At 72.6% G+C, this 25,415-nt stretch carries 24 protein-coding genes; 15 read left to right on the top strand and 9 right to left on the bottom strand.

What is annotated here, in order from left to right:
• The 8 genes from QMK28_RS06215 to QMK28_RS06180 all read left to right on the top strand — a co-directional run.
• A partial coding sequence (locus QMK28_RS06215) for a DNA translocase FtsK (RefSeq protein ID WP_326435971.1) occupies window positions 1-1,656 on the top strand: 1,656 nt, incomplete at its 5' end.
• 221 nt (window positions 1,657-1,877) lie between these two features.
• Complete coding sequence (locus QMK28_RS06210) at window positions 1,878-2,678, top strand: helix-turn-helix domain-containing protein (RefSeq protein WP_326435970.1); 801 nt, start codon at window positions 1,878-1,880, stop codon at window positions 2,676-2,678.
• Between the two features lie 92 nt (window positions 2,679-2,770).
• A complete protein-coding gene (gene rimO, locus QMK28_RS06205) occupies window positions 2,771-4,255 on the top strand; it encodes a 30S ribosomal protein S12 methylthiotransferase RimO (protein WP_326435969.1) in 1,485 nt (494 codons plus the stop codon).
• Window positions 4,252-4,899, top strand: a complete 648-nt coding sequence (gene pgsA, locus QMK28_RS06200; RefSeq protein ID WP_326435968.1) for a CDP-diacylglycerol--glycerol-3-phosphate 3-phosphatidyltransferase — start codon at window positions 4,252-4,254, stop codon at window positions 4,897-4,899. The genes rimO and pgsA overlap by 4 nt, the downstream gene beginning before the upstream one ends.
• A gap of 59 nt (window positions 4,900-4,958) precedes the next feature.
• The gene (locus QMK28_RS06195; RefSeq protein ID WP_326435982.1) at window positions 4,959-5,450 is read left to right on the top strand and encodes a CinA family protein; all 492 of its coding nucleotides are present in this window, start codon (window positions 4,959-4,961) and stop codon (window positions 5,448-5,450) included.
• Window positions 5,451-5,559: 109 nt separating this feature from the next.
• Window positions 5,560-5,943, top strand: coding sequence for a helix-turn-helix domain-containing protein (locus tag QMK28_RS06190; RefSeq protein ID WP_326435967.1), 384 nt, complete (start codon window positions 5,560-5,562; stop codon window positions 5,941-5,943).
• 235 nt (window positions 5,944-6,178) lie between these two features.
• Entirely contained in the window at window positions 6,179-6,673 is a 495-nt protein-coding gene (locus QMK28_RS06185) for a Dps family protein (protein ID WP_326435966.1), read from the top strand.
• Window positions 6,674-6,808: 135 nt separating this feature from the next.
• Window positions 6,809-7,072, top strand: coding sequence for a hypothetical protein (locus QMK28_RS06180; RefSeq protein ID WP_326435965.1), 264 nt, complete (start codon window positions 6,809-6,811; stop codon window positions 7,070-7,072).
• Here QMK28_RS06180 and QMK28_RS06175 read toward each other — a convergent pair.
• A complete protein-coding gene (locus tag QMK28_RS06175; protein WP_326435964.1) occupies window positions 7,035-7,862 on the bottom strand; it encodes an SDR family NAD(P)-dependent oxidoreductase in 828 nt (275 codons plus the stop codon). The genes QMK28_RS06180 and QMK28_RS06175 overlap by 38 nt on opposite strands.
• Before the next feature lie 343 nt (window positions 7,863-8,205).
• Window positions 8,206-13,155: an Lhr family ATP-dependent helicase gene (locus tag QMK28_RS06170; RefSeq protein WP_326435963.1), complete on the bottom strand. Its 4,950-nt coding sequence runs from the start codon at window positions 13,153-13,155 to the stop codon at window positions 8,206-8,208.
• Between the two features lie 100 nt (window positions 13,156-13,255).
• Between QMK28_RS06170 and QMK28_RS06165 the strand changes: the two genes are divergently transcribed.
• The 3 genes from QMK28_RS06165 to QMK28_RS06155 all read left to right on the top strand — a co-directional run bounded on the left by QMK28_RS06165 (window position 13,256) and on the right by QMK28_RS06155 (window position 15,349).
• Window positions 13,256-14,107, top strand: a complete 852-nt coding sequence (locus QMK28_RS06165) for an AraC family transcriptional regulator (protein WP_326435981.1) — start codon at window positions 13,256-13,258, stop codon at window positions 14,105-14,107.
• A 121-nt stretch (window positions 14,108-14,228) separates the two neighbouring features.
• Window positions 14,229-15,044, top strand: coding sequence for an AzlC family ABC transporter permease (locus QMK28_RS06160; protein WP_443050556.1), 816 nt, complete (start codon window positions 14,229-14,231; stop codon window positions 15,042-15,044).
• On the top strand, window positions 15,041-15,349 hold the full coding sequence (locus QMK28_RS06155; protein ID WP_326435962.1) for an AzlD domain-containing protein: 309 nt from the start codon (window positions 15,041-15,043) through the stop codon (window positions 15,347-15,349). Before QMK28_RS06160 ends, QMK28_RS06155 begins: the two co-directional genes overlap by 4 nt.
• 75 nt (window positions 15,350-15,424) lie before the next feature.
• Here the strand turns inward: QMK28_RS06155 and QMK28_RS06150 are convergent, their stop codons facing one another.
• Window positions 15,425-16,429, bottom strand: a complete 1,005-nt coding sequence (locus QMK28_RS06150) for a hypothetical protein (RefSeq protein WP_326435961.1) — start codon at window positions 16,427-16,429, stop codon at window positions 15,425-15,427.
• 78 nt (window positions 16,430-16,507) lie between these two features.
• Here QMK28_RS06150 and QMK28_RS06145 point away from each other — a divergent pair, with 78 nt between their 5' ends.
• The 4 genes from QMK28_RS06145 (at window position 16,508) to recX (ending at window position 20,171) form a co-directional block, all read left to right on the top strand.
• A complete protein-coding gene (locus tag QMK28_RS06145) occupies window positions 16,508-16,702 on the top strand; it encodes a DUF3046 domain-containing protein (RefSeq protein ID WP_326435960.1) in 195 nt (64 codons plus the stop codon).
• Between the two features lie 250 nt (window positions 16,703-16,952).
• Window positions 16,953-18,131: an AI-2E family transporter gene (locus QMK28_RS06140; RefSeq protein WP_326435979.1), complete on the top strand. Its 1,179-nt coding sequence runs from the start codon at window positions 16,953-16,955 to the stop codon at window positions 18,129-18,131.
• Window positions 18,132-18,422: 291 nt separating this feature from the next.
• Entirely contained in the window at window positions 18,423-19,553 is a 1,131-nt protein-coding gene (recA, locus tag QMK28_RS06135; RefSeq protein WP_326435959.1) for a recombinase RecA, read from the top strand.
• Between the two features lie 3 nt (window positions 19,554-19,556).
• Complete coding sequence (gene recX, locus QMK28_RS06130; protein ID WP_326435958.1) at window positions 19,557-20,171, top strand: recombination regulator RecX; 615 nt, start codon at window positions 19,557-19,559, stop codon at window positions 20,169-20,171.
• A 216-nt stretch (window positions 20,172-20,387) separates the two neighbouring features.
• Here the strand turns inward: recX and QMK28_RS06125 are convergent, their stop codons facing one another.
• The 6 genes from QMK28_RS06125 to QMK28_RS06100 all read right to left on the bottom strand — a co-directional run bounded on the left by QMK28_RS06125 (window position 20,388) and on the right by QMK28_RS06100 (window position 25,393).
• Complete coding sequence (locus QMK28_RS06125) at window positions 20,388-20,852, bottom strand: rhodanese-like domain-containing protein (RefSeq protein ID WP_326435957.1); 465 nt, start codon at window positions 20,850-20,852, stop codon at window positions 20,388-20,390.
• Window positions 20,849-21,529 carry a cysteine dioxygenase gene (locus tag QMK28_RS06120; RefSeq protein WP_326435956.1) on the bottom strand — a complete coding sequence of 227 codons (681 nt, stop codon included), beginning with the start codon at window positions 21,527-21,529 and terminating at the stop codon, window positions 20,849-20,851. Before QMK28_RS06120 ends, QMK28_RS06125 begins: the two co-directional genes overlap by 4 nt.
• A 61-nt stretch (window positions 21,530-21,590) precedes the next feature.
• On the bottom strand, window positions 21,591-21,677 hold the full coding sequence (locus tag QMK28_RS06115) for a putative leader peptide (RefSeq protein WP_326435978.1): 87 nt from the start codon (window positions 21,675-21,677) through the stop codon (window positions 21,591-21,593).
• Window positions 21,678-21,819: 142 nt separating this feature from the next.
• Window positions 21,820-23,676 (bottom strand): FAD-dependent monooxygenase, encoded by a 1,857-nt coding sequence (locus tag QMK28_RS06110; protein ID WP_326435955.1) that lies wholly within the window; start codon window positions 23,674-23,676, stop codon window positions 21,820-21,822.
• A gap of 143 nt (window positions 23,677-23,819) precedes the next feature.
• Window positions 23,820-24,749, bottom strand: coding sequence for an amino acid ABC transporter permease (locus tag QMK28_RS06105; RefSeq protein WP_326435954.1), 930 nt, complete (start codon window positions 24,747-24,749; stop codon window positions 23,820-23,822).
• Window positions 24,746-25,393: an amino acid ABC transporter permease gene (locus QMK28_RS06100; RefSeq protein WP_326435953.1), complete on the bottom strand. Its 648-nt coding sequence runs from the start codon at window positions 25,391-25,393 to the stop codon at window positions 24,746-24,748. The genes QMK28_RS06105 and QMK28_RS06100 overlap by 4 nt, the downstream gene beginning before the upstream one ends.
• Between the last annotated feature and the right edge of the window lie 22 nt (window positions 25,394-25,415).

The following is a 25,415-nucleotide window of genomic DNA, read 5'->3' as shown; positions in this document are numbered from 1 at the left end:
CTCCGCGCCGGGGCCGGGCAGGACGACAAGGGCGCCGGCGGCCCCGGCGCGGAGCGCGGTCCCGCCCCGGCCGGCGCGCCGGCCACCGGCAGCGGAGCCGTCCCCGACCTGACCCGCAAGGCCGCCGTGCCCGAGGCGGCGCCGCTGCCCAAGCGGGCCGAGCAGCTCCAGCTCTCCGGCGACATCACCTACTCGTTGCCGTCCCTCGACCTGCTCACCCGCGGCGGCCCCGGGCGTACCCGCAGCGCCGCGAACGACCTCATAGTGGCTTCGCTCACGACCGTCTTCACCGAATTCAAGGTCGACGCGGCGGTCACCGGCTTCACCCGCGGTCCGACGGTCACCCGCTACGAGGTCGAGCTCGGTCCCGCTGTCAAGGTCGAGCGGATCACCGCGCTGGCCAAGAACATCGCGTACGCCGTGGCCAGCCCGGACGTGCGGATCATCAGCCCGATCCCCGGCAAGTCGGCGGTCGGCATCGAGATCCCGAACACCGACCGCGAGATGGTCAACCTCGGCGACGTACTGCGGCTGGCGGACGCGGCCGGCGACGAGCATCCGATGCTGGTCGCGCTCGGCAAGGACGTCGAGGGCGGCTATGTGATGGCCAACATGACCAAGATGCCGCACGCGCTGGTCGCGGGCGCGACCGGCTCCGGCAAGTCCTCCTGCATCAACTGCCTGATCACCTCCGTCATGATGCGCGCCACCCCCGAGCAGGTGCGGATGGTGCTGGTGGACCCCAAGCGGGTGGAGCTGACGGCCTACGAGGGCATCCCGCACCTCATCACGCCGATCATCACCAATCCCAAGCGCGCGGCCGAGGCCCTCCAGTGGGTCGTCCGCGAGATGGACCTGCGCTACGACGACCTGGCGGCCTTCGGCTACCGGCACATCGACGACTTCAACGCGGCGGTGCGCAGCGGCAAGGCCAAGGCGCCGGCCGGCAGCGAGCGCGAGCTGTCTCCGTACCCGTATCTGCTGGTGATCGTCGACGAGCTCGCCGACCTGATGATGGTCGCGCCGCGTGATGTGGAGGACTCGATCGTCCGCATCACCCAGTTGGCCCGAGCCGCCGGAATTCATTTGGTGCTGGCCACCCAGCGACCCAGCGTGGATGTCGTCACCGGCCTGATCAAGGCGAATGTGCCCTCCCGGCTCTCCTTCGCGACCTCCTCGCTCGCGGACAGCCGGGTCATCCTCGACCAGCCCGGAGCGGAGAAGCTGATCGGCAAGGGCGACAGCCTCTTCCTGCCGATGGGCGCCAACAAGCCGACCCGTATGCAGGGCGCATTCGTGACGGAAGAGGAGGTCGCGGTCGTCGTCCAGCACTGCAAGGACCAGATGGCGCCGGTCTTCCGGCAGGACGTCATGGTCGGCACGGTGCGCAAGAAGGACGTCGACGAGGACATCGGCGACGACCTGGACCTGCTCTGCCAGGCGGCCGAACTGGTGGTCTCGACCCAGTTCGGCTCGACCTCGATGCTGCAGCGGAAACTGCGCGTCGGGTTCGCCAAGGCCGGGCGGCTGATGGACCTGATGGAGTCGCGCGGGGTGGTCGGACCGAGCGAAGGTTCCAAGGCTCGTGATGTGATGATCAAACCGGATGAGCTCGATGGTCTGCTCGCGGTGATCCGGGGCGAGGTTCAGCCGTAGTGTTCCGTGGCCCAGCCGTGGCTCACCCGTAAGGAAATCGCGAGCAACCGTTTCCCCTGCTGATACGTCAAGTTGAGCAGGGGGACGGGCCGGCGTCCGGCTGTCAGGGCCCACCGCAATCCTGATGGCGGACAAAGTCCGTCCTCCGGCTTGCCCGACCCTTTCGTACCACCCCTAGACTGAGTGTCCAGCAGGTGGCTACACGCTCGAAAGGCGCCCTCGTGTCCATCGGCAACTCTCCTCCCGCAGACGACCGCCCCAGCGTCGGTCGTGCAATCCAGCAGGCCCGTATCGGGGCCGGACTGACCGTCGACGAGGTCAGTACCACCACTCGGGTGCGCATCCCCATCGTGCACGCGATCGAACAGGACGACTTCACCCGGTGCGGCGGCGCCGTCTACGCACGCGGGCACATCCGAACGCTCGCCCGCGCCGTTCACGTCGACGCGAACGCCCTGGTGGCCCAGTACGACGCCGAGCACGGCGGCGGCGTCACGCCGACCCCGGCCGGACCGCTGTTCGAGGCCGAGCGCATCCGCCCCGAGCCGCGACGCCCCAACTGGACCGCCGCGATGGTCGCGGCGATCGTGGCCGTCGTCGGATTCGTCGGGTTCACCCTGTTCAGCGATGCCGACCAGGGCAAGGACAGCACGGTCGCGGGCGAGAGCGCCTCCGCCGAGAGCACCGTGAAGCCCACCCCGGTCAAGCCGGCCGACCCCAAGCCGGATCCGACCGAGAGCGCCATCGCGGGCGTCCCGGCGGACAAGGTCACCGTCAAGATCACCGCCGCCAAGGGAGCGAGCTGGATCTCCGCCAAGGACGTCAACGGCCGGCTGCTCCACGAAGGCGTGCTCCAGCGGGGCGCGTCCAAGACATTCACCGACTCCAAGCGCATCGACCTGGTGCTGGGCGACGCCGGGGCCGTGCAGCTCTTCGTCAACGGCAAGGAAGTCACCAAGGTCGGCGATGCCGGTCAGGTGGAGCGTCTGAGCTACACAAAGGGCGACCCGGAAGCGGGCTGACCTGGTGTTCGACCCGGTCGGCCGGGTTCCCCCGAGCAGCTGGGGGAACCCTGGCAGCGGGAGGGGCGGCCGGGACAAAGTAGGCTGACTGTATGCCCGAACGCCGTACCGTCGCTCTTGTCACGCTTGGCTGCGCCCGTAACGAGGTGGACTCGGAGGAGCTTGCAGGCCGCTTGGCAGCGGATGGCTGGGAGCTCGTCGAGGAAGCCGGAGACGCGGACGTCGCCGTCGTGAACACCTGCGGCTTCGTCGAAGCCGCCAAGAAGGATTCCGTCGACGCCCTGCTCGAAGCCAACCAATTCAAGGAGAGCGGCCGCACCCGGGCCGTCGTCGCGGTCGGCTGTATGGCGGAGCGCTACGGCAAGGAACTCGCCCAGGCGCTGCCCGAAGCCGACGGGGTGCTCGGCTTCGACGACTACGCCGACATCTCCGACCGGCTGCAGACGATCCTCTCCGGAGGCGTCCACGCCTCCCACACCCCCCGCGACCGGCGCAAGCTGCTGCCGATCAGCCCGGCCGACCGGCAGGGCGCCGACGTGGCGCTGCCCGGCCACGGCGACGCCGCGCCGGAGCCCGCCCCGGCGGACCTCCCCGCGGGCATCGCCCCGGCCTCCGGCCCCCGGGCGCCGCTGCGCCTCAGACTGGGCACCAGCCCGGTCGCCTCGGTGAAGCTGGCCTCCGGCTGCGACCGCCGCTGCTCCTTCTGCGCCATCCCGTCCTTCCGCGGCTCGTTCATCTCCCGCCGCCCCTCCGACGTGCTGACCGAGACGCGCTGGCTCGCCGACCAGGGCGTCAAGGAGGTCATGCTGGTCTCCGAGAACAACACCTCGTACGGCAAGGACCTCGGCGACATCCGGCTGCTGGAGACGCTGCTGCCGGAGCTCGCGGCCGTCGACGGCATCGAGCGGCTCCGGGTCAGCTACCTGCAGCCCGCCGAGATGCGCCCCGGCCTGATCGACGTGCTGACCTCGACGGACAAGGTCGCCCCGTACTTCGACCTGTCCTTCCAGCACTCCGCTCCCGAAGTGCTCCGCGCGATGCGCCGCTTCGGGGACACCGACCGCTTCCTGGAACTGCTCCAGCAGATCCGGACCAAGGCGCCGCTGGCCGGCGCCCGGTCCAACTTCATCGTCGGCTTTCCGGGCGAGACCGAGGCCGACGTGGTCGAGCTGGAGCGTTTCCTCACCGGAGCGCGGCTGGACGCCATCGGCGTCTTCGGCTACTCCGACGAGGACGGCACCGAGGCGGCCGGGTATGGAGCCAAGATCGATCCGGACGAGGTCGCCGAGCGGCTGGACCGTGTCACCCGGCTGGCCGAGGAGCTGACCGCCCAGCGCGCCGAGGAGCGGCTCGGCGACATCCTGGAGGTCCTCGTCGACCGCATCGACGAGGAGGACGGCCCGGTCGGCCGCGGCGCCCACCAGGCCCCGGAGACCGACGGCCACGTACGGCTGGTGACCGACCAGGAGCTTGCGCCCGGTCGTATGGTCATGGCAAAGGTGGTCGCGACCGAGGGCGTGGACCTCATCGCGGAACCGCTGGTAGGCGAAGGGCGTCCTGAGGAGGCGGCCAGATGACCGGAGTACCGGCAGCCGCAACGGGCGGTTCCGGCCCCGTGGCGGCCGTCCACCAGGTCAGCCTGTGGAACATCGCCAACATCCTGACCATGGCGCGGCTGTTCCTGGTGCCCGGATTCGTGATGCTGCTGCTGCACAACGGCGGCTATGACCCGGTCTGGCGCTCCTTCGCCTGGGCGGCCTTCGCCGTCGCCATGATCACCGACCTGTTCGACGGCCATCTGGCCCGCCGGTACAACCTGGTCACCGACTTCGGCAAGATCGCCGACCCGATCGCGGACAAGGCGATCATGGGCGCGGCGCTGGTCTGCCTCTCCGCGCTGTCCGATCTGCCCTGGTGGGTGACGGGCGTCATCCTCTTCCGGGAGATCGGCATCACCCTGATGCGCTTCTGGGTGATCAGGCACGGAGTCATTCCGGCCAGCCGCGGCGGCAAGATGAAGACCCTGGCGCAGGGCACGGCGGTCGGGATGTACGTCCTGGCGCTGACCGGCCCGCTCGCGACCCTGCGGTTCTGGATGATGGCCGTGGCCGTGGCGCTGACCGTGCTGACCGGCCTGGACTACGTGAAGCAGGCCGTCACGCTGCGCCGGGCCGGCCTGGCCGCCCAGCGCGAGCGGGCGGATGCGGACTCCGTACGGTGAACGGCGCCGGCGGCTCGTCCGGCGGCGAGGCCCGGACGGCGGCCGGCACGGCGGCCCAGGTGCTGGAGCTGCTGGCGGCGCGCGGGCAGACGCTCGCCGTCGCCGAATCGCTGACCGGCGGCCTGCTGGCCGCCGAGCTCACCGCGGTGCCCGGCGCCTCCCGCTGCTTCCGCGGCTCCCTCACGGCCTACGCGACGGAGCTCAAGCACGCCGTGCTGGGCGTGGACGCCGACCTGCTGGCCGTGCGCGGCGCGGTCGACCCGGACGTCGCGCGCCAGATGGCCGAGGGTGTCCGGCGGCTGCTGGGCGCCGACTGGGGTGTCTCGACCACCGGGGTCGCCGGACCCGCCCCGCAGGACGGCCGGAGCGTCGGGACGGTCTACACGGCTCTCGCGGGGCCGGGCGGCGTGACCGCGGTGGCGTCGCTGCGGCTCGATGGGGACCGGGCGGCGATCCGCGCATACAGCGCTCAAGCGTCACTCGAGCAGCTGCTGGGCAAACTGAACGAGAATGTGCGGGCGCAGCATACGGAACACAGCGGGGGGAATTGATGTTTGCAGCCCTGAGTGAACACGACATCGCTCCCCGCACGGGTGCAGCCCGAGGCGGTACGGTGGGGCGTGAAGGATCCGGATCCGCGGTCCTAGGAGGGAGCCACCGATGATTCTGCTCCGTCGCCTACTGGGTGACGTGCTGCGTCGGCAGCGCCAGCGCCAGGGGCGAACTCTGCGCGAGGTCTCCTCCTCCGCACGGGTTTCCCTCGGCTATCTCTCAGAGGTTGAGCGGGGGCAGAAGGAGGCATCCTCTGAACTGCTCTCAGCGATCTGCGACGCCTTGGACGTACGAATGTCCCAGGTCATGCGCGAGGTGAGCGATGATCTGTCGCTGGCCGAGCTGGCGCGGTCCACTCAGGCGAGCGATGCGATGTCCGCGGCGATGCGGCCGATGCTGAATTCGGTCTCGACGACCTCCGTCACAGGGGTTCCCGGGGAACGCGTCACGATCAAGGCGCCCGCCGAAGCGGTGGACGTCGTCGCGGCCTGATAGCTCGACTCTTCGATCTCATACGTACTGGAGCCCCGGTCGGCACAATCGACCGGGGCTCCAGTCGTCTGCGGGTGTCTGTGGTCGTTGGGCTTGTCTGTGGCTGTCTGCGTGGCCATCGTCCGGATTTCCCGTTTCAGCCTGGATCGACCCATTGTGCGATGGTTGATCGAGAACTCGTCGTATGAAACTCGTCGCATGTGGTCGCATGCAGTCGTATGAAGAGGAGAACCGGATGTCTGTGGTCAAGAGCCCGCTGTCGGATGGCGACCGCCGGATCGTGGGCGAGGCCCTGCAGGGCGCCCTGGTGGACCTGGTGGACCTCTCGCTGGTGGCCAAGCAGGTCCACTGGAACGTCGTGGGCCCGCGCTTCCGCTCCGTGCACCTGCAGCTCGACGAGGTCGTGGACACGGCGCGGCTGCACGCCGACACCGTCGCCGAGCGCGCCTCCGCGATGGGGGTGTCCCCGGACGGCCGTGCGGCGACGGTCGCCAAGACGAGCGGCATCGGCACCGTCAAGGGCGGCTGGATCGACGACACGGACGCGGTGCAGGGGCTGGTCGCCGCGCTGCACGCGGTCGTCGTACGGATGCGGGAGCGGATCGCGGCGACCGGCGACCCGGACCCGGTGAGCCAGGACATCTTCATCGGCATCACCGGCGATCTTGAGAAGCACCACTGGATGTTTCAAGCGGAGAACGCCGGCGGGGGGCGTACGCCGGTCAAGTGATTCGGGGGTCCCGGGCGCGGGGCGCGGCGGCGCGGACTTCCGGCGTGCGGGCGTCCGGCGCACGCCGGTGGTGCCCCGCGTGCGCCCTCCCGCGGTGCGGCCGCAGCCCGTTAGCGTCGGTCGGAGGAGACAGTCATGGCTTGGCGTGACTTCCGGGTCCGCGGGCCGGTCCGGTGGGTGATCGCGATCGCGCTGGGCTGCCTGTGGTGGGGGGCCGTGCTGCGGCTCGCGGTGCAGCCCTCGCGGGCCGGGCCGGTCGAGGGGGTGCTCGCGGTGGGCGGCTGGGGGCTGAGCCTGCTCCCCGTGCACTGCGTGCCCTGGACCAGGCGCGGCACGGCGTCCGCCCGAGCGGACCGCGCCGCTACCACGGCATCGCCACCCCGCCGTTCGGACGCATGATCTGGCCGGTGGTGAAGGACGAGGCGTCCGACGCCAGGTGGAGCACGGCGTGCGCGATGTCCTCCGGCTCGCCCACCCGGCCCAGCGGGGCGGCATGGGTCATCGCTTCCTCGATCCGTGACCGCGGGCGGTCGCCGGGGTCGCCGGCGGGGTCCCTGCCGGGGTCGCGGGAGTCATCCCGCTCGCTGTGGTGATCGGTCATCGGGGTGCGGATCCAGCCGGGGGCGACCGCGTTCACCCGGATGCGGTGCCGGCCGACCTCGGAGGCGAGGGTCTTGGTCAGCTGCACCACGGCGGCCTTGGCGGCTCCGTAGCAGAGCAGGCCGGGGGCTCCGGTGTCGATCGCGCCGGAGGCCATGGTGATGATGCTGCCGCCGGCGCCCTGGGCGATCATCGCGCGGGCCGCCTCCTGGCAGCCGTACAGCACTCCCTTGAAGTTGACCGCCAGCACCCGGTCGAGGTCGGCGTCGTCGGTCTCCAGGACCGTGCTGCTGTGCATGATGCCGGCGATGTTGGCCATCACGTCCAGGCTGCCGTCGGTACGTACGGCCTCGTCGACGGCGGCGGCGAGCTGGGCGCGGTCGGTGACGTCCAGCGGGTGGGCGCGGGCGGTGCCGCCCGCCGCCGATATCCGTTCGGTCGTCTGCCGCAGGCCCTTCTCGTCGCGATCGGCGCAGTGCACGGCGGCGCCGGCCTCGGCGAGGAGGATCGCCGCGGCCCGGCCGATGCCGCTCGCGGCTCCGGTGACCAGAGCGGTGCGGCCGGTGAGGTCGTACGCCTTGACTGGCATGGCGCGACGGTACGGCTGGATCTGACGGTGCGTCAACTGGTAGTGAGGGGCGGAACGGGGCCCGACCGGCAACGCGGGCACCAGAACGTGCTGCGCTCCCGGCCGGCCGCTCCCTGGTCGGCACCGCGGATCGGGGAGCCGCAGCGCAAGCAGGGTCTGCCCGGCCGCCCGTAGACCCACAGGCGGCGGTCGCGACCTGACTCTGCGGTCGTGCTGCGGGCGGGGCGCGCCTTCGGGTCGGGGTTGGGGGTGCGGGCAGGGGTTTGCCAGGGGCTGGTTCTGGGTGCGAGTGCGGGGCGAGGGCGAGACCGCAGCGCGGGCAGGCTGCGGTCCGGGCAGGCGCTCAAGGTGCCCGTAGGCGCAGGCCGCGGGGGGTCGCGTGGAAGCCGGAGGCTTCGAGGACGGCTCCGATGGGGGAGGAGAGCGCCGGGGAGCCGTTGACGCGCTCCACGGTCACGGTGCCGAGGGCGCCCGCGCGGGCCGCCTCGGTCAGGGCGTCCACCGCTGTGCGCAGCCGCGGGTCGTCGTCGGCCGACTCGGCCTCGGCGGGGCCGGGGGCCCAGGCGAGCAGCGTCTTGCCGCCGCGCTCCATGTAGAGCGTCAGCTCGCCGTTGACGAGGATCACCAGGGAGCCCGCCTTGCGGCCGGGTTTGTGGCTCGCCCCGCCGGGCGGCTCGGGCCATGGGAGCGCCGCGCCGTAGGCGTTGGCGGGGTCGGCGGCGGCGAGGACCACGGCGCGCGGCGCACTGCCGGGCGCGCCCGCCGCGCCGCCGGCGCCCAGCGGGCCCGCGGCGGCCGTACGCTCGCGGGCCGTGTTGACCGCGCGCAGCCGGTCGACCGCGCCGTCCATCGCGAACTGGGCCGCGCCCAGGCCCTCGACGACATAGCCGCGGCGGGCCTGTCCGCTCTCCTCGAACGCGGCCAGCACGCGGTAGGCGGCGGAGAAGCCGCCCTCGACGCCTTCGGCGGCGACCGCGCCGCGGGTCACCACACCGTGCCGGTCGAGGAGCGTACGGGCCAGGGCGTGCGCCCGGTGCGTCGGATCGGGTTCGGCCTCGGGCAGCCGGGACCAGCGGCCGCCGACGGTGGGGGGCCCGTTGCGGGAGGCGGTGGGGCGGGCCGTCCTGCCGGTCAGGGAGCCGTAGCGGCCGCGCGGGACGGAGCGTTTCGCGCGGTGCGCGGTGGCCCCCGCGGTGCGGCCCGACCCGAGGAGCGCGCGCAGCGGGGCGAGGGTGTCGTTGGTGAGCCTGCCGGACCAGGCCAGGTCCCAGACGGCGTCGGCGAGTTGGACGTCCGAGGTGTCCTGGCCCGCCGCGCGGACCTGGTCGGCGATCTGGCGGAAGAAGAGGCCGTAGCCGCCGGACAGCGCGTCGAGGACCGCTTGGTGCAGGGGCGTCGTTTCGAGCGGACGGGGGGCCGGGAGGAGCAGCGGGGCGGTGTCGGCGAGGAGGAGGGAGATCCAGCCGTCCTTGCCGGGCAGCGCCCCCGCTCCGGCCCACAGGAGCTCGCCGGTGGTGGTGAGTTCGTCCAGCATCGACGGGGTGTAGTCGCCCACCCGGCCGGGCAGTACGAGTTTCTCCAGGGCGGAGGCCGGGACCGGCGCGCCCTGCAACTGCTCGACGGCGCGCAGCAGCCCGTCGATTCCGCGCAGGCTGTGCGTGCCCAGATGCTGCCACTGCGGGAGGAACGCGGCGAGCGCGGCGGGCGGTACAGGCTCCAGCTCCTGCCGGAGCGCGGCCAGCGAGCGGCGGCGCAGCCGGCGCAGCACCGTCGCGTCGCACCACTCCTGGCCGATGCCCGCGGGGTGGAACTCGCCCTGGACGACCCGGCCGTCGGCGCCGAGGCGGTGCAGCGCGCCGTCGGCGACCGCCGTGCCGAGGCCGAAGCGGGCGGCGGCCAGGGCGGAGGTGAAGGGGCCGTGGGTGCGGGCGTAGCGGGAGAGCAGATCGCCGAGGGGGTCCTTGACCGGCTCGGTGAACGCTTCGGGGACGCCGACCGGCAGGGCCGTGCCCAGGGCGTCCCGGAGCCGGCCCGCGTCCTCGATCGCCGCCCAGTGCTCAGCGCCCGCGATGCGGACCCGCACGGCCCGGCGGGCCGACTCCAGGTCCTGCGGCCACTGCGGGTCCGCGCCGCGCTCGGTCAGCTCGGCGGTGCTGAGCGGGCCGAGCAGCCGCAGCAGGTCGGCGACGCCCTCGGCGTCCTTGGAGCGGCGGTCGTCGGTGCGCCACTGGAGCTCCCGCTCCAGCTCGGCCAGGACGTCCGGGTCCAGCAGCTCGCGCAGCTCGGCCTGGCCGAGCAGTTCGGCCAGCAGCCGGGAGTCGAGGGACAGGGCGGCGGCGCGGCGCTCGGCGATCGGGGAGTCGCCCTCGTACAGATACTGCGCGACGTAGCCGAAGAGCAGGGAGCGGGCGAAGGGGGACGGCTCTGGGGTGGTGACCTCGACGAGCCGGACCCGGCGGGCCTCGATGTCGCCCATCAGCTCGGTCAGGCCGGGGACGTCGAAGACGTCCTGGAGGCATTCGCGGACGGCTTCGAGGACGATCGGGAAGGAGCCGAACTCGCTCGCGACCTGGAGAAGTTGCGAGGCACGCCGGCGCTGCTGCCACAGCGGGGTGCGCTTGCCGGGGCTGCGCCGGGGGAGCAGCAGGGCGCGGGCGGCGCACTCGCGGAACCGGGAGGCGAAGAGGGCGGAGCCGCCGACCTGGTCGGTGACGATCTGGTTCACGTCGGCCTTGTCGAAGACGACGTCGGCGGTGCCGACCGGGGACTGCTCGGTGTCGTACTCGGTGCCCTGCCGGTCCGATCCGGTGCCCGCGCCGGGGCCGCCGCTGTTGCTGACGGGGCCGTCGAGGAGGTCGAGGCCCATGATGTCCGCGTCGGGCAGCCGCAGCACGATGCCGTCGTCGGCGTGCATCACCTGGGCGTCCATGCCGTACCGCTCGGCGAGCCGGGCCCCGAGCGCGAGGGCCCAGGGCGCGTGCACCTGGGCGCCGAACGGGGAGTGGATCACCACCCGCCAGTCGCCCAGCTCGTCCCGGAAGCGCTCGACGACGATCGTCCGGTCGTCCGGCACATGGCCGCACGCGCGGCGCTGTTCGTCGAGATAGCTGAGGACGTTGTCGCTCGCCCATCGGTCCAGCCCGGCGGCTCCGAGCCGTTCGCGCGCGGCCTCCGGGGCCAGCGAGCCGATCTCGCGGAGGAACGCGCCCAGGGCGCGGCCCAGTTCGAGCGGGCGGCCGAGCTGGTCGCCCTTCCAGAACGGGAGCCGGCCGGGGACGCCGGGCGCGGGCGAGACCAGGACCCGGTCGCGGGTGATCTCCTGGATCCGCCAGGAGGTGGTGCCGAGCGTGAAGACATCGCCGACGCGGGACTCGTAGACCATCTCCTCGTCCAGCTCCCCTACCCGGCCGCCACCCTTCTTCGGGTCCGCGCCGACCAGGAAGACGCCGAACAGGCCGCGGTCCGGGATGGTGCCGCCGGAGGTCACCGCGAGGCGCTGCGCGCCCGGCCGGCCGGTGACCGTACGGGCCACGCGGTCCCACACCACGCGCGGCCGCAGCTCCGCGAAGGCGTCGGAGGGGTAGCGGCCGGCGAGCATGTCGAGGACCGCGGTGTACGCGGACTCGGGGAGCGAGGCGAAGGGGGACGCCCGGCGGACCACGGCCAGGAGTTCGTCCACGTCCCAGGTTTCCAGGGCGACCATGGCGACGAGCTGCTGGGCCAGCACGTCCAGCGGGTTGGCCGGGACCTTGAGCGACTCGATGGAGCCGGTACGCATCCGCTCGGTCACGACCGCGGCCTGCACCAGGTCGCCCCGGTACTTGGGGAAGACGACGCCGGTGGAGACGGCGCCCACCTGGTGCCCGGCGCGGCCGACCCGCTGCAGGCCGGAGGCGACCGAGGGCGGCGACTCGACCTGGATCACGAGGTCCACCGCGCCCATGTCGATGCCGAGTTCGAGGCTGGAGGTGGCGACCACGGCCGGCAGCCGGCCCGCCTTGAGGTCCTCCTCGACCAGCGCCCGCTGCTCCTTGGACACCGAGCCGTGGTGCGCGCGCGCCATGAGGGGCGGGGCGCCCTTGGCCGCACCGGACTGGGCCATCAGCTCGGCGGGGGAGTGGTGCTCGGGCAGCGTCTCGCCGGTGGCGCGCTCGTACGCGATCTCGTTGAGCCGGTTGCACAGCCGCTCGGCGAGACGGCGGGAGTTGGCGAAGACGATCGTCGAGCGGTGGGCCTGGACGAGGTCGGCGATCCGCTCCTCCACCCGGGGCCAGACCGACGGCTTCTCGGCCTGCCCGTCCTCGCCCTGCCGGGCCGGGGCGCTGCCCAGCTCGCTCAGGTCCTCGACCGGGACCACGACCGACAGGTCGAAGCGCTTGCCCGAGGGCGGCTGGACGATGGTGGCCCTGCGCTGTGGGGACAGATAGCGGGCGACTTCGTCCACCGGGCGGACGGTCGCGGACAGGCCGATGCGCCGGGCCGGGTGGTCCAGCAGCTGGTCCAGCCGCTCCAGGGACAGGGCCAGGTGCGCGCCGCGCTTCGTGCCGGCGACGGCGTGCACCTCGTCGAGAATGACCGTCTCGACTCCGGACAGCGCTTCCCTGGCCGCGGAGGTGAGCATCAGGAACAGCGACTCGGGGGTGGTGATGAGGATGTCCGGCGGCCGGGTCACCAGCGAGCGGCGCTCGGCGGGCGGGGTGTCGCCGGAGCGAATGCCCACCCGCACCTGAGGCTCGGGAAGCCCGAGCCTCAGCGACTCCTGCCGCAGACCCGTGAGCGGACTGCGCAGGTTCCGCTCGACGTCCACCGCGAGGGCCTTCAGCGGGGAGATGTAGAGCACCCGGCAGCGCTTCTTCACGTCGGCCGGGGGCGGTGTCCTCGCCAGCCGGTCGAGCGAGGCGAGGAAGGCGGCGAGCGTCTTGCCGGAGCCGGTCGGCGCGACGACCAGCACGTCGGATTCCTCGGCGATGGCCCGCCAGGCGCCGGCCTGCGCGTCGGTGGGCGCGGTGAACGCACCGGTGAACCAGGCGCGGGTCGCGGGGGAGAACCCGTCCAGGGCGCCGATGGCGCCGCGGGTGTCCTGATCACTCCGGCCGCCGTGGGCGTCCGGCGGCGAGGCCGCGCCGCGCGCCGGGCCGCCGGTGCCGTCCGGGCCGCCGGTGCCGTCCGGGCCGCCGGTGCCGTCCGGGCCGCCGGTGCCGTCCGGGCCGCCGGTGCCGTCCGGGCCGCCGCGGCCGTCCGTACCGCCGGAGCCGTCGGGCCGCGGCGCGCTGGGCTTCGGTGTCCTCGCCATGCCCCCCATCGTGCACCGGGACACTGACAACGGGCCGGACCCGCAGGTCAGCGCCGATCGCGCCGGAGCGGCGGCCGGAACGCCGGGGGACAATGGGGCCATGGCGGACGGCGAGTGGGCGCGGCACTGGCGCTATTCCGCGCTGCCCGGCCTCGATCTGCTGCGCGCCCGCTACGTCGGGCACTCCTTCCCCCGGCACACCCACGAGGGCTATGTCTTCGGCGCGGTCACCAGTGGCATCGAAGAGGTCGGGCTGCCGCGGGGCACGGAGCGGGTCGGCGCCGGCAGCCTCATTCTGATCAACCCCGAGGTGCCGCACAGCGCCCGCGCCGGCGTCCCGGAGGGCTGGACGTACTCGACGCTCTATCCGTCCGCCGAGGTGATCGCCGACATCGCCGCGGAGACGACGTCGATCCGCGGCACGGTCGGGTTCACCGAGAGCGTCATAGACGATCCGTCCACCGGGCGGCTGATCACCGAGGTGCACCGGGCCGCCGAGGCGGGCGACGCGCTCGCCGCCGACAGCCTGCTGCGCATCGCCGTCGCGCGGCTGCTGCGCCGCCATGGCGGCGCGCTCCCCGCGCGCACCGCGCACTCCGCGGGCGCGCACAACGCGCGGCGCGCCCGTGCCGTGCTGCTGGAGCGGATGGCCGATCCGCCGTCCCTGGAGCAGCTCGCCACCGGGCTGGGAGCCACCCCCTTCGCCCTGCTGCGGGCCTTCCGGGAGACGTACGGGATGCCGCCGCACACCTGGCTCACCGACGCCCGGGTGCGGAGCGCGCGCACGCTGCTGGACGCCGGGGCCGCGCCCGCGGAGGCGGCCGCCGCGGTCGGTTTCAGCGATCAGCCGCACCTGAACCGGCACTTCACCCGGATCGTGGGGGTACCTCCCGGCGCCTACCGGCGCGAGCGCGCAAGAACGTACAAGACAGCGGCGGATCCCGGCTCGTAACGTGCGGGACGTGCCAGAACAGATGGGTATCCGTACCGAGGGAACAGCAGAGAGAACCGCGCAGACGCGTGCGGCATCCGCGCAGCCACGCGCGGGGACGGACGGGGTGACCCACGCGGAGATCCACGCGGGGACAGCGGAGCCGCCGGTTTCACGGGCTCCCGCGGAACCGGGACGGAAGGCCGACTCGGCCGTCGTCCGGGACGCGCTGGGCGTGGGCCTCGCCGTCGGGCTCTCCGGCTTCGCCTTCGGGGTGACCTCGGCGGGCGCCGGCCTCAGCGTGCTGCAGAGCTGCGCGCTCAGCCTGCTCGTCTTCACCGGCGCCTCGCAGTTCGCGCTGGTCGGCGCCCTCGCGGCGGGCGGCAATCCGATGACCGCCATGGCCGGGGCGTTCTTCCTGGGCGTACGCAACGCCTTCTACGGGCTCCGGCTGTCCGGGCTGCTCGCTCTGCCCCGTTCCGTACGACCTTTCGCCGCCCAGTGGGTCATCGACGAGACCTCCGCGGTCGTGCTCGCCCAGCCCGACCGGCGCTCGGCGCGCCTCGGCTTCACCGTGACCGGACTGACCCTCTACGTGCTGTGGAACATCACCACGCTGGCCGGGGCGCTGGGCGCGGAGGCGCTCGGCGACACCGACGCCTGGGGGCTGGACGCGGCCGGCCCCGCCGTATTCCTCGCCCTGCTGGCGCCGATGCTGCGCACCGCCACCGAGCGGGTGGCGGCGGGCCTCGCGGTCGTTCTCGCGCTCGGTCTGCTGCCGCTGCTGCCCGCCGGGGTACCGGTGCTCGTCGCCGCGCTCGCCGCGCCTGCCGTGCTGTTCCTGGAGGGGCGCAGGGCCGGCACCGCCAGGAGCGCGGGGAACAGCGCGGTGAACAGTGAGAGCCCGGACAGCGCCGAGAGCGCCGGCGGCGACGAGACGAAGGGCGGGGCCCGATGAGTGTCTGGATCGCCATCGCGGGGACCGCCGTCGGCTGCTATCTGGTCAAGCTGCTGGGACTGATGGTGCCGGCGGGCATGCTGGAGCGGCCGCTCGTGAAGCGGCTGGCCGCGCTGCTGCCGGTGGCGCTGCTGGCGGGCCTCACCGCGCAGCAGACCTTCAGCGACGGGCACGCGCTCCTGCTGGACGCCCGCGCGGCCGGGGTCGCGGCGGCGGCGCTCGCGTTGGTGCTGCGCGCCCCCTTCCTGGTGGTCATCGCGCTGGCCGTAGCGGTCACCGCCGGGGTACGGGCCCTGGGCGGATAGCGCGCGGTCGGGCGTACTCGCCCCTGCCCTGCCCAGCCGGCGGTGATCAGCGGTGCGACCGGCTGCGATCGGCGGTCACAGTTTCCGGCCGTACGCCCGCAGCGTCAGCAGCGCCTCCAGGGTGACCATCGGCCGGCCTTCGAGGCCGGTGCCCGGCGCCCACTCGCGCCAGTTGATCGGCCAGCCGCCGTCCTCCCGCTGGGAGCCGGCGAGGAAGTCCAGGGACCGCGCCGACTCCTCGTCGGTGAACCACTGGCGGGCGAGTGAATCGGGGGTCCGCGCGAAGTCGTGGGCGTAGTGGTGCTCGCCGGGCGCGTACCCCTCGGGCAGCGGGTACTCCGCGGCGCGCGCCGGCTCCAGTACGGCCAGCCGCTGCTCGCGCACGCTCCTGCCGAGCCGGTCCGCGACGGCCTGTGCGCGGGAGCGGTCCGGGACGCCGTCGAGGAAGGCGATCGCGGCCTTCACCTCGTAGGGGTGGGTCTTCGCTCCGCCCGCGAGCGCCTCGACCGCGGCCCAGCAGAAGTCCGTGGCCCGGAACAGCCACGCGTGCCACACCTCGTTGCGGTGCAGCGCGCCCACCACAGGGCCGGTAGCCAGCAGATCGCTCGGCGGATCGTCCAGCACCGGGATCCACGGCGCCGCCGGGTAGCCGCGCAGCGAGGGATGCAGCGCGGGCAGCGCGCCGTCGGCCGTCGAGATCCCGGTCAGATAGCGGCAGATCCGGTCCACCCGCTGTCCGCCGCAGCGGCCGAGCAGATCGAGTACGCCCAGCGCGTGCGCCGTGTGCAACGGCTGGCTGACCGGGCCGCGCAGATCGGGCTCCAGGGCGTGCCCGTAGCCGCCGTCGTCATTGCGGTACGCCTCCAGGGCGGTCTCGACGGGACCGGGGCCGCCCTCCAGGAAGTGGTAGGCGAAGCGGCGCTGCTCCAGTACCCGGGCGGTCAGCCAGATGAAGTGCTCGGCGCGGGCGAGGGGCGAGCCGGACGCCGCCGGGAGGGGCACGGCGGGAGCGGGCGCGGCAGCCGGGGGGGACGTCGAGGGGGCGGCGGAGAGACGAGCGGGGGTGTCGGATTCGGCCATGCCCCGACCGTAGGGCGGAACGGGCGGCGGGACAGCGGCTCGTGCAGGGTGCACTCTCAGGGGCGCGATACTGGGCGCATGCGGTTGACGGCTTTCTGGCAGCGGATGGCGGATTACTTCGGCGAGGCCTACGCCGAGACTTTCGCGCGCGATCATGTGATGTCCCAACTGGGCGGACGGACCGTGCGGCAGGCGCTCGACGCCGGCTGGAACGCGAAGGACGTGTGGCGGGGAGTGTGCGCGGCGATGGACGTCCCGGCGGACAAACGCTGAATCCGGTGCGCGGACCGGCCCCTTTCGAGCGGACCGGATCCCTTCGCCGAGCGCTGCCCCGGTCGCCGGTCAGAGGGTCGGTACGGGAGGCCCCCGGCCGGTAGGCGAGACTTGCCCCGTGTCAGCCACAGACGAGACCGCCGAGAGCGCACAGGACGACGACAGCGCCCCGAACGAGAACACGGGCGACAGGGGCCGAGGCGGTGGCCGGACGAGCCCGCCCGCCCCCAGGGATCCGTTCGGCATCCGGATGCCGCGCTGGCTGCCCCGGGCCATGGTGCTGGCGCTCGCCCTGCTGGCTTGTTTTCAACTCGGCGTCTGGGCCTTCCACCAGTTGCTCGGGTTCCTGCTCAACGTCCTGGTCGCGTTCTTCCTGGCGCTCGCGATCGAGCCGGCGGTGGCCCGGATGTCCGCGCGCGGCATGCGCCGCGGGCTCGCCACCGCGCTGGTCTTCCTCGGGATCGTCGTCGCCGTGGCGGGCTTCTTCACGCTGCTCGGCTCGATGCTCGCCGACCAGATCGTCACCATGGTCGAGAGTTTCCCGCAGTATCTGGACTCGGTGATCAAGTGGATCAACTCGACGTTCCACACCAGCCTGTCGCGCGTCGAGATCCAGGACAGCCTGGTCAAGTCCGACTGGTTGAAGAAGTACGTCCAGAACAGCGCGAGCGGTGTACTGGACGTGTCGGCCACCGTCCTCGGCGGGCTCTTCAAAGCGCTGACCGTGCTGCTGTTCTCGTTCTACTTCGCCGCTGACGGCCCCCGGCTGCGCCGCGCACTGTGCTCCGTACTGCCGCCCGCGAAGCAGACCGAAGTCCTGCGCGCGTGGGAGATCGCGGTGGCCAAGACCGGCGGCTACATCTACTCCCGCGGCCTGATGGCGCTGATCTCGGGCGTCGCGCACTACATCCTGCTGGAGATCCTCGGGGTGCCCTACGCGCCGGCGCTCGCCATCTGGGTGGGGCTGGTCTCCCAGTTCATCCCGACTATCGGCACCTACCTCGCGGGCGCCCTGCCGACGCTGCTCGCGTTCACGGTCAACCCCTGGTACGCGGTGTGGGTGCTCGGCTTCGTCGTGGTCTACCAGCAGTTCGAGAACTACGTGCTGCAACCGCGCATCACCGCCAAGACCGTGGACATCCACCCGGCCGTCGCCTTCGGCTCGGTGATCGCGGGCGCCGCGCTGCTGGGCGCGATCGGCGCGCTGATCGCGATCCCGGTGACCGCGACGATGCAGGCGTTCCTCAGCGCGTACGTCAAGCGGTACGAGGTCACCGACGACCCGCGGATGCAGGGGCGGCCACGGCGCAGACGGGGGGCGTCCGCCCTCGGCCGGATGCGCCGGGTGCTGAGCGACGAACGACGCGGTGCGCCGGCGGCACCGGTGGACCCCACGCCGTCCGACCCGGAGGGGCGCGAGGAGGACTGACGGGGGCGTGAAGGAGGCGTACGGCCTCTTCGCGTCTGTACGCCCCTGTGACCCGCTCGGAGGCCTGTCCACCCGCGGCGCGGAAGGGGCCTGTCGCGCCCGGAGGATATGCCGCGCACCGGGCTAAAACAGGGCGGCGTGGTGCGCTTGACACTGAAATCGAACATCCATTCTCATAGGAGATCCGGCCCACTTTTCCACAGGTCGGGGCGACGCCCGGGCGCATTGTCAGTGGCACGCGTTAGCGTCGGGGACGTGAAGCGATCGACTCAAGCAAATCGGGTGGAACCCATGGCAGGAACCGACCGCGATAAGGCGCTGGACGCCGCACTCGCACAGATTGAACGACAGTTCGGCAAGGGCGCAGTGATGCGCATGGGCGAGCGGCCGAACGAGCCCATCGAGGTCATCCCCACGGGATCGACCGCCCTGGACGTGGCCCTCGGCGTGGGCGGCATCCCGCGCGGCCGAGTGGTGGAGGTGTACGGCCCGGAATCCTCCGGAAAGACGACTCTGACCCTGCACGCCGTGGCCAACGCCCAGAAGCTGGGCGGCGCGGTGGCCTTCATCGACGCCGAGCACGCCCTCGACCCCGAGTACGCGAAGAAGCTCGGTGTGGACACGGACGCGCTGATCCTGTCCCAGCCGGACAGCGGTGAGCAGGCGCTGGAGATCGTGGACATGCTGGTCCGCTCCGGCGCGCTCGACCTCATCGTCATCGACTCCGTGGCCGCCCTGGTGCCGCGAGCCGAGATCGAGGGCGAGATGGGCGACTCGCACGTGGGCCTCCAGGCCCGTCTGATGAGCCAGGCCCTGCGCAAGATCACCGGTGCTCTCTACCAGTCCAAGACCACCGCGATCTTCATCAACCAGCTCCGCGAGAAGATCGGTGTGATGTTCGGCTCGCCGGAGACCACCACCGGTGGTCGCGCGCTGAAGTTCTACGCCTCGGTGCGGCTCGACATCCGCCGCATCGAGACCCTCAAGGACGGCACGGACGCGGTCGGCAACCGCACCCGCGTCAAGGTCGTCAAGAACAAGTGCGCGCCGCCCTTCAAGCAGGCGGAGTTCGACATCCTCTACGGGCACGGCATCAGCCGCGAGGGCGGCCTGATCGACATGGGCGTGGACCACGGCTTCGTCCGCAAGTCCGGCGCTTGGTACACCTACGAGGGCGACCAGCTCGGCCAGGGCAAGGAGAACTCCCGCAACTTCCTCAAGGACAATCCCGACCTCGCCGACGAGATCGAGAAGAAGATCAAGGACAAGCTGGGGATCGGTGTGAAGCTGCCCGAGGCCGTGACCCCGGAGCCGGTTCTCGACGCCGAGGGCGTGGCAGTGGCCGCCGAGCCGGTCAAGACCGTTCCGGCCCCGGCGGCCAAGACCACCAAGGCAGCCAAGACCGCCGTCGCCAAGAGCTAGCCCGTGACGCGGCGAAGCGGCTGGCCCGTTGAATCCGCTGTCGAGGACAGCGGCGACCCGGGTGCGGACCGTATGGACAGCGGCCCCCCTTTCTCGTCGAGGGCCGAGAAAGGGGCGCCGCGTGACCCGGCCGAGCAGGCGCGGTCGATCTGTCTGCGCCTGCTCACCGGGATGCCCCGCACCCGCAAGCAGCTGGCGGACGCGTTGTACAAGCGCGAGATCCCCGAGGAGGTCGCGGAAGAGGTGCTGGCCCGGTTCGAGGAGGTCGGGCTGATCGACGACGCGGCCTTCGCCGACGCCTGGGTGGAGTCCCGGCACCACGGCCGGGGCCTCGCCCGCCGTGCGCTCGCACAGGAGCTGCGCACCAAGGGCGTGGATTCCGCGGTGATCGAGGACGCCGTCGGGCAACTCGACGCCGATCAGGAAGAGGACACCGCCCGCGAACTGGTCGCGCGCAAGCTGCGCGCGAGCCGCGGGCTGGAGCGGGACAAACGCCTCCGCCGGCTCGCCGGGATGCTGGCGCGCAAGGGCTACTCCGAAGGGCTGGCCCTGCGCGTCGTCCGGCGGGCGCTGGAGGAGGAGGGCGAGGACCCCGAGCTGCCGGAGCACCACTTCTAGGGTCCACCGCTTTCGGGGTCCACCGCACGGGCCCGGGAACGCGGGGCCCGTGGACTCCCGAGCGCGGGGTCCAGCAGGGGTGAGAGTCGCCGCTCGAAGCTGCCGTCGGGGGACGGCCGCTGCAGGAGCACAGCCGTCGAGGGAGGCGAACTCCCGCGGGTGGCTCAGCCGTTGTGGCGGTTCAGGCCCTGCGGGGCGTCAGGCCGCTGCGGGTGCTCAGCCTCCCGGGGCCGGTACGGGTACGGGTTCGCCCGGCGGCCGTACGGGCAGTCCCGCCGCGCGCCATGCCTGGAAACCGCCCGCCAGGTCCGTCGCGTTGCGCAGCCCCAGCTGCCGCAGCGAGACCGCCGCGAGGCTGGAGGCGTAGCCCTCGTTGCAGACCACCACGACCCGCAGTTCATGCCCGGTCGCCTCGGCGGCGCGGTGATCGGACAGCGGGTCGAGCCGCCACTCCAGCTCATTGCGCTCCACGACCAGCGCACCGGGGATGAGCCCGTCCCGGTCGCGCAGCGCCGCGTAGCGGATGTCCACCAGCAGCGCCCCCGCGGCCTGCGCCTCGGTGGCGCCGTCCGGCTCCAGCCGGTCCAGTCCCTTGCGGGCCAGCGCCAGCAGCGCGTCGATGCCGGACGCGGTTCGGTTCGCGTCGCCGCCGGCCGTCCCCGGTCCGTACGGCTCGCTCATGCCCACTCCTCCGCGCGCTCGACCTGCTCCAGCCGCAGCACCAGGCCGGTCCTGCTGTAGCGCCGCATCAAAGGCAGCGGCGGGTAGTACGCGTGCACCGAGATCGCGTGCTCCGCCGAGAGGTTCAGCACCTGGTGCACATGGTGCGGGCCGAAGGCCCGGCCGCGCCCGGGGCTCAGCAGCCGCTCGCGGTCGACGTCCTCGGCCAGTTCGAGGGTCCGCCAGCCCTCGGTGGGGAGCTGAGCCGTCAGCGACTGTTCGGTGAGGTCGCCGGCCGCGCTGGCGAAAGCGCCGTGCGAGCCGCCGTGGTCGTGCCAGCCCGTCCCGGTGCCCGGCGGCCAGCTGATCAGCCACGCCTCGCTTCCGGCGGGACCGTCGAGCCGCATCCAGGTGCGGCCTTCGGGATCGAGCGGCAGCGAGCCGATCAACTCGGTGTCCGCGGCGACGCGGTGGGCGAAGTCGAGGAGCTCGGCGACCGTCGGCGGCGCGGTCCTCGGGGCTTCGGTCGATTGCGGGGCTGTCGCCGGTGGCGGTACCGAGGCCAGTGCCGAAGCCGTCGCCGAGGCTGCTGCCGGAGGTGTCTCCGGTGCCGGAACGGGCGCTGTGAGGGGCGCGGTCGGCAGCGCTGTCACGGTCGTCGCGGGGGCGGAGAGCGCGGGAGTCCGTACGTCTGACATGGGTGCCGTCCTGAGTGATCGCGAAGGAGCGCGGCCAAGGGCCGCGCGGGGAACATGCGGATCAGAAGGACGGTCGACACACACAGCCCGCATAGCGGAGCAGGTCCAGATGGACCCTCCGCCAGAAGTGCGAGCCGGTATCAGTCATGTTCCGGAGTGAACCACGGGGCTCGCCGGGGGGTCAACAGTGATCTCCGCAGAACACCAGTGCCTGTCGGCCGACCTGCGGACGAACCGGGGCCCGCGCGCGGCGAGTGGGCGGCGCACGGGCAGCGCCCGGTAGCGGCCCGTCAGCCTGGCGTGCGCGCCGGGGCTTCCACCAGGCCGCCCCGCACGGCGTCCGCGCAGGAGTACAGCTCCGCCGGGCGGACCCCGGACAGCGCGGCCACCAGGTGGCCGTCCGGCCGAATCAGCAGCACGGTGTGCGCGGCGGCCCCCGGATAGCCCTCCGCGACCAGCAGCTCGGCCCGCACCGGCAGCGCCGTCACGGCCGCCGCGAGGCGCGGCATCACACCCGCGGTCAGCCAGTGCCTGCGCTCCCAGACGCCGGTGCCGGGAGCGACCAGCAGCACCAGCAGATCGCGCCCGAGCCGCTCGCGCAGCCGGTCGGCGGACCCGTCCGGGCAGGTCACCGGCACGTCCTCGACCGGAGCGCCCGGCGCGGTGCCCACCAGTGTGAAGCTCGGCAGATCCGTCGAGGCGGCCAGCGGGGAGCGGCCGTACCGGGGCGGAGCGCCGAGCGGGCCGCGCCCCAGGTGTCCGTCGGTGAGCAGGGTCGCGTGCCCGCGCACCGCGCCCGGCAGCACGGAGCGGCGCACGGTGCGCCAGCCGCTGGTGCCGCGCAGTATCGGCAGTACCTGATCGGCGGCGCGCAACCGGGCGGCGACCGCTCCGCGCCGCTCCGCCTGGTAGCTGTCCAGGAGGGTGTCGGACGCGCCGTGGTGCCAGGCCAGGCCCAGCTTCCAGGCGAGGTTCTCGGCGTCGCGCAGCCCTTCGTCGAGACCCTGGGTGCCGAGCGCGCCGAGCAGATGCGCGGCGTCCCCGGCGAGGAAGGCGCGGCCCTCGCGCCAGCGGCGGGCGAGCCGGTGGTGGACGGTGTGCACGCCGGTGTCGAGCAGCTCGTACGGCGGCACGCCGCCCGTGTCGCCGGTGGGGTCGCACCAGCCGGAGAGGGTGTCCCGGATGCGGCCGAGCAGCGCTTCGGGGGTCACGAGGTCGCCGCGCGGCGGCAGTAGCCAGTCGAGCCGCCAGACGCCGCCGGTCAGCGGCCGGGCCGAGACCTCGCCGCCGGGCCCGACGGCGCCCCGGCGCGCGGGGGAGCGGTGCAGCAGCGCTTCGCCGGGCCAGGGGAGCGACGTGCGCAGCGCGGCGACGGCGTGCCGTTCGACGGCGGTCCGGCCCGGGAAGCGCACGTCGAGGAGTTTGCGAACGGTGGACCTGGGGCCGTCGCAGCCGACCAGATAGCTGCCGCGCCACCAGGTGGCGTTGGGGCCGCGGGTGTGCGCGGTGAGGCCGGCGGCGTCCTGTTCCAGGCTGTCCAGGCGGCTGCCCGGGACGATCCGGACGAGGTCGTGCCCGGCGAGCGCGGCCCGCAGGGCGCGGGTCAGCGCGTGCTGGCTGACGTGCAGCGGCGACCGGGCGACGGGTGCGGCGTCCTGCTCCGCGCCGGCCCCGGAGACGTCATCCCCGGCGGACCCGGCGGACCCGGCGGCCGGCCCCGCGATGCCCAGCGGTTCGCCCCCGGCCCTGGCGGCGTCCGTCGCGTCCTCGGCGGCCTCACCCCGAGACGAAGCTCGGTACGGGGCCCCGTACCGGGACCCGTGCGAGGACCCGGACAACGGCCCCGGCAGCGGCCCGGACAGCGACCCGTACGAGGCGTCGTCCGCGAAGGGCACATGCGCCAGCAGCTGGTGCCGGCGCATCGTGCGCCAGGCCGTCCACCGCGCGCCGCCGGTCCGCAGTTCGCCGCAGCCCAGCCGGTCGAGGAATTCGGCGGTGTCGGGGCGCAGGACGACGGTCCTGGCGGGGCGCTGCGGCTCGGGTCCGGCGCCCGCGTCGAGGACGACGGAGGGAACGTCGTGGTGCGCGAGTGCCAGGGCGAGAGTGAGGCCGACCGGCCCCGCCCCGACGACGATCACCGGGTCCACGGCGCGGCTCCTTCGACCTGGAGGTCCTGGAGGGAGCTGGCGGTTGGAACCCGGTGCGCGATCACAGAACGTATGCAACCCACTGCGGGTGCTTGCGTCAAGTGACGCGGGCAGCGGCGCGCGCGCCGCTGCCCGCCATACCGTCAGTTCTTCTTGTCAACGGGCCCGTTCGGCCCATCGGTCACATCGAGCACGCCGGGAGCCTCGGCCGGTTCGGCGGCCGGGGCCACCGCGATACCGGTCTTGGCGCGGCGGCCGCGCTTCTCGATCCAGGTGGCGAGCGAGGAGAGCAGCAGACACATCGCGACGTAGATGGTGCCGACCACGATGATCACCGGGACGTACGGGTCCTCGCCGTTGACGAGGATGGTCGTGGCCATCTGCCGGGTGGCGTAGAGCAGCTCCTCGAACGTGATGATGAAGCCGAGCGAGGTGTCCTTGAGCGTGACCACGAGCTGGCTGATGATCGTCGGCAGCATCGCCCGGACGGCCTGCGGGATCAGCACGGAGGTCATCACCTGGGTCTTGCTCAGCCCCAGGGCGAACGCCGCTTCCCGCTGCCCCGTGGGTACCGAGTTGATGCCGGCCCGCAGCACCTCGGCCTGTACCGACCCGTTGTAGATGGTGAGGCCGATGACCAGGGCCCAGTAGGTGCTGCTCTCGCCGACGAATCCCAGGTCGCCCTTGTAGGTGAGGAACAGCACCCACAGCACGTAGATGGTGATCAGCAGCGGGACGGCCCGGAAGAACTCGATGAATCCGGTGGCCAGCCAGCGCACCGGCCGGTGGTCGGAGAGCCGGGCCACGGCCAGCAGCACGCCGAGCGCCAGCGAGAGCACCGCGGCGGCCGCGAAGGCCTGGAGCGTGGTCAGGATGCCGTCGCGGATGCGGATCCGGACGCCGGCGTTGTTGAAGATGTTCCACAGGTCCGGATCGAACTGGCCCTTGTCGGCCAGCCGGATCACGATGAAGACGATCAGGCCGAGCACGGCTGCGGAGCCGAGCACGGTGTAGAGGCGGTTGCGGATCCGGGCCTTGGGCCCGGGTGCGTCGTAGAGAACGCTCGAACTCATCGCGCGACCTCCAGACGGCGCTCCAGCAGCCGGAAGGCGCCGCTGATGGTGAACGTGATGACCAGGTACGCGAGGGCGACCCAGAGGAAGATCCAGCCGATCGCGAAGCCCTTGTCGCTCAGCAGTTTCTGCACCCCGAACAGCTCATGGACACCGAAGGCGCCGGCGATGGCCGAGTTCTTGGTGAGCGCGATGAAGATGCTGCTCAGCGGGGGGAGCACAGTACGGGTCGCCTGCGGCAGGATCACGATCCGCAGGGTCTGCGTGAAGGTCATGCCGATGCTGCGGGCGGCTTCGGCCTGACCGAGCGAGACCGTGTTGATGCCGGACCTGACCGCTTCGCAGATGAAGGAGGAGGTGTAGAAGCCGAGCGCCAGCATGGCGAGCACATAGGGGCTCGTACCGGGGAAGAGGATCTGCGGTACGACGAAGATCGAGACCAGGAACAGCAGCGTCAGCGGGGTGTTGCGCAGCAGGGTGACCCAGGTCGTCCCGACGGCGCGCAACGGCGGCACCGGGGAGACCCGGAAGCCGGCCATCAGTATGCCCAGTACCAGGGCGAGCAGCCCGCTGGCCGCGGTCAGTGAGATGGTCCCGATGAACCCTTCGCGGAATTGCGGCAGGTGGTCGAGGAGTACGTTCATGAGTTCTCCGCGGTAGCGGGCA

Origin of the sequence: Streptomyces sp. H27-D2 (genome assembly GCF_035828615.1) — a bacterium.
Lineage (GTDB): Bacteria > Actinomycetota > Actinomycetes > Streptomycetales > Streptomycetaceae > Streptomyces.
The sequence above is the reverse complement of the archived record's forward strand: the minus strand, read 5'-3'. Positions and strand labels throughout refer to the sequence as shown.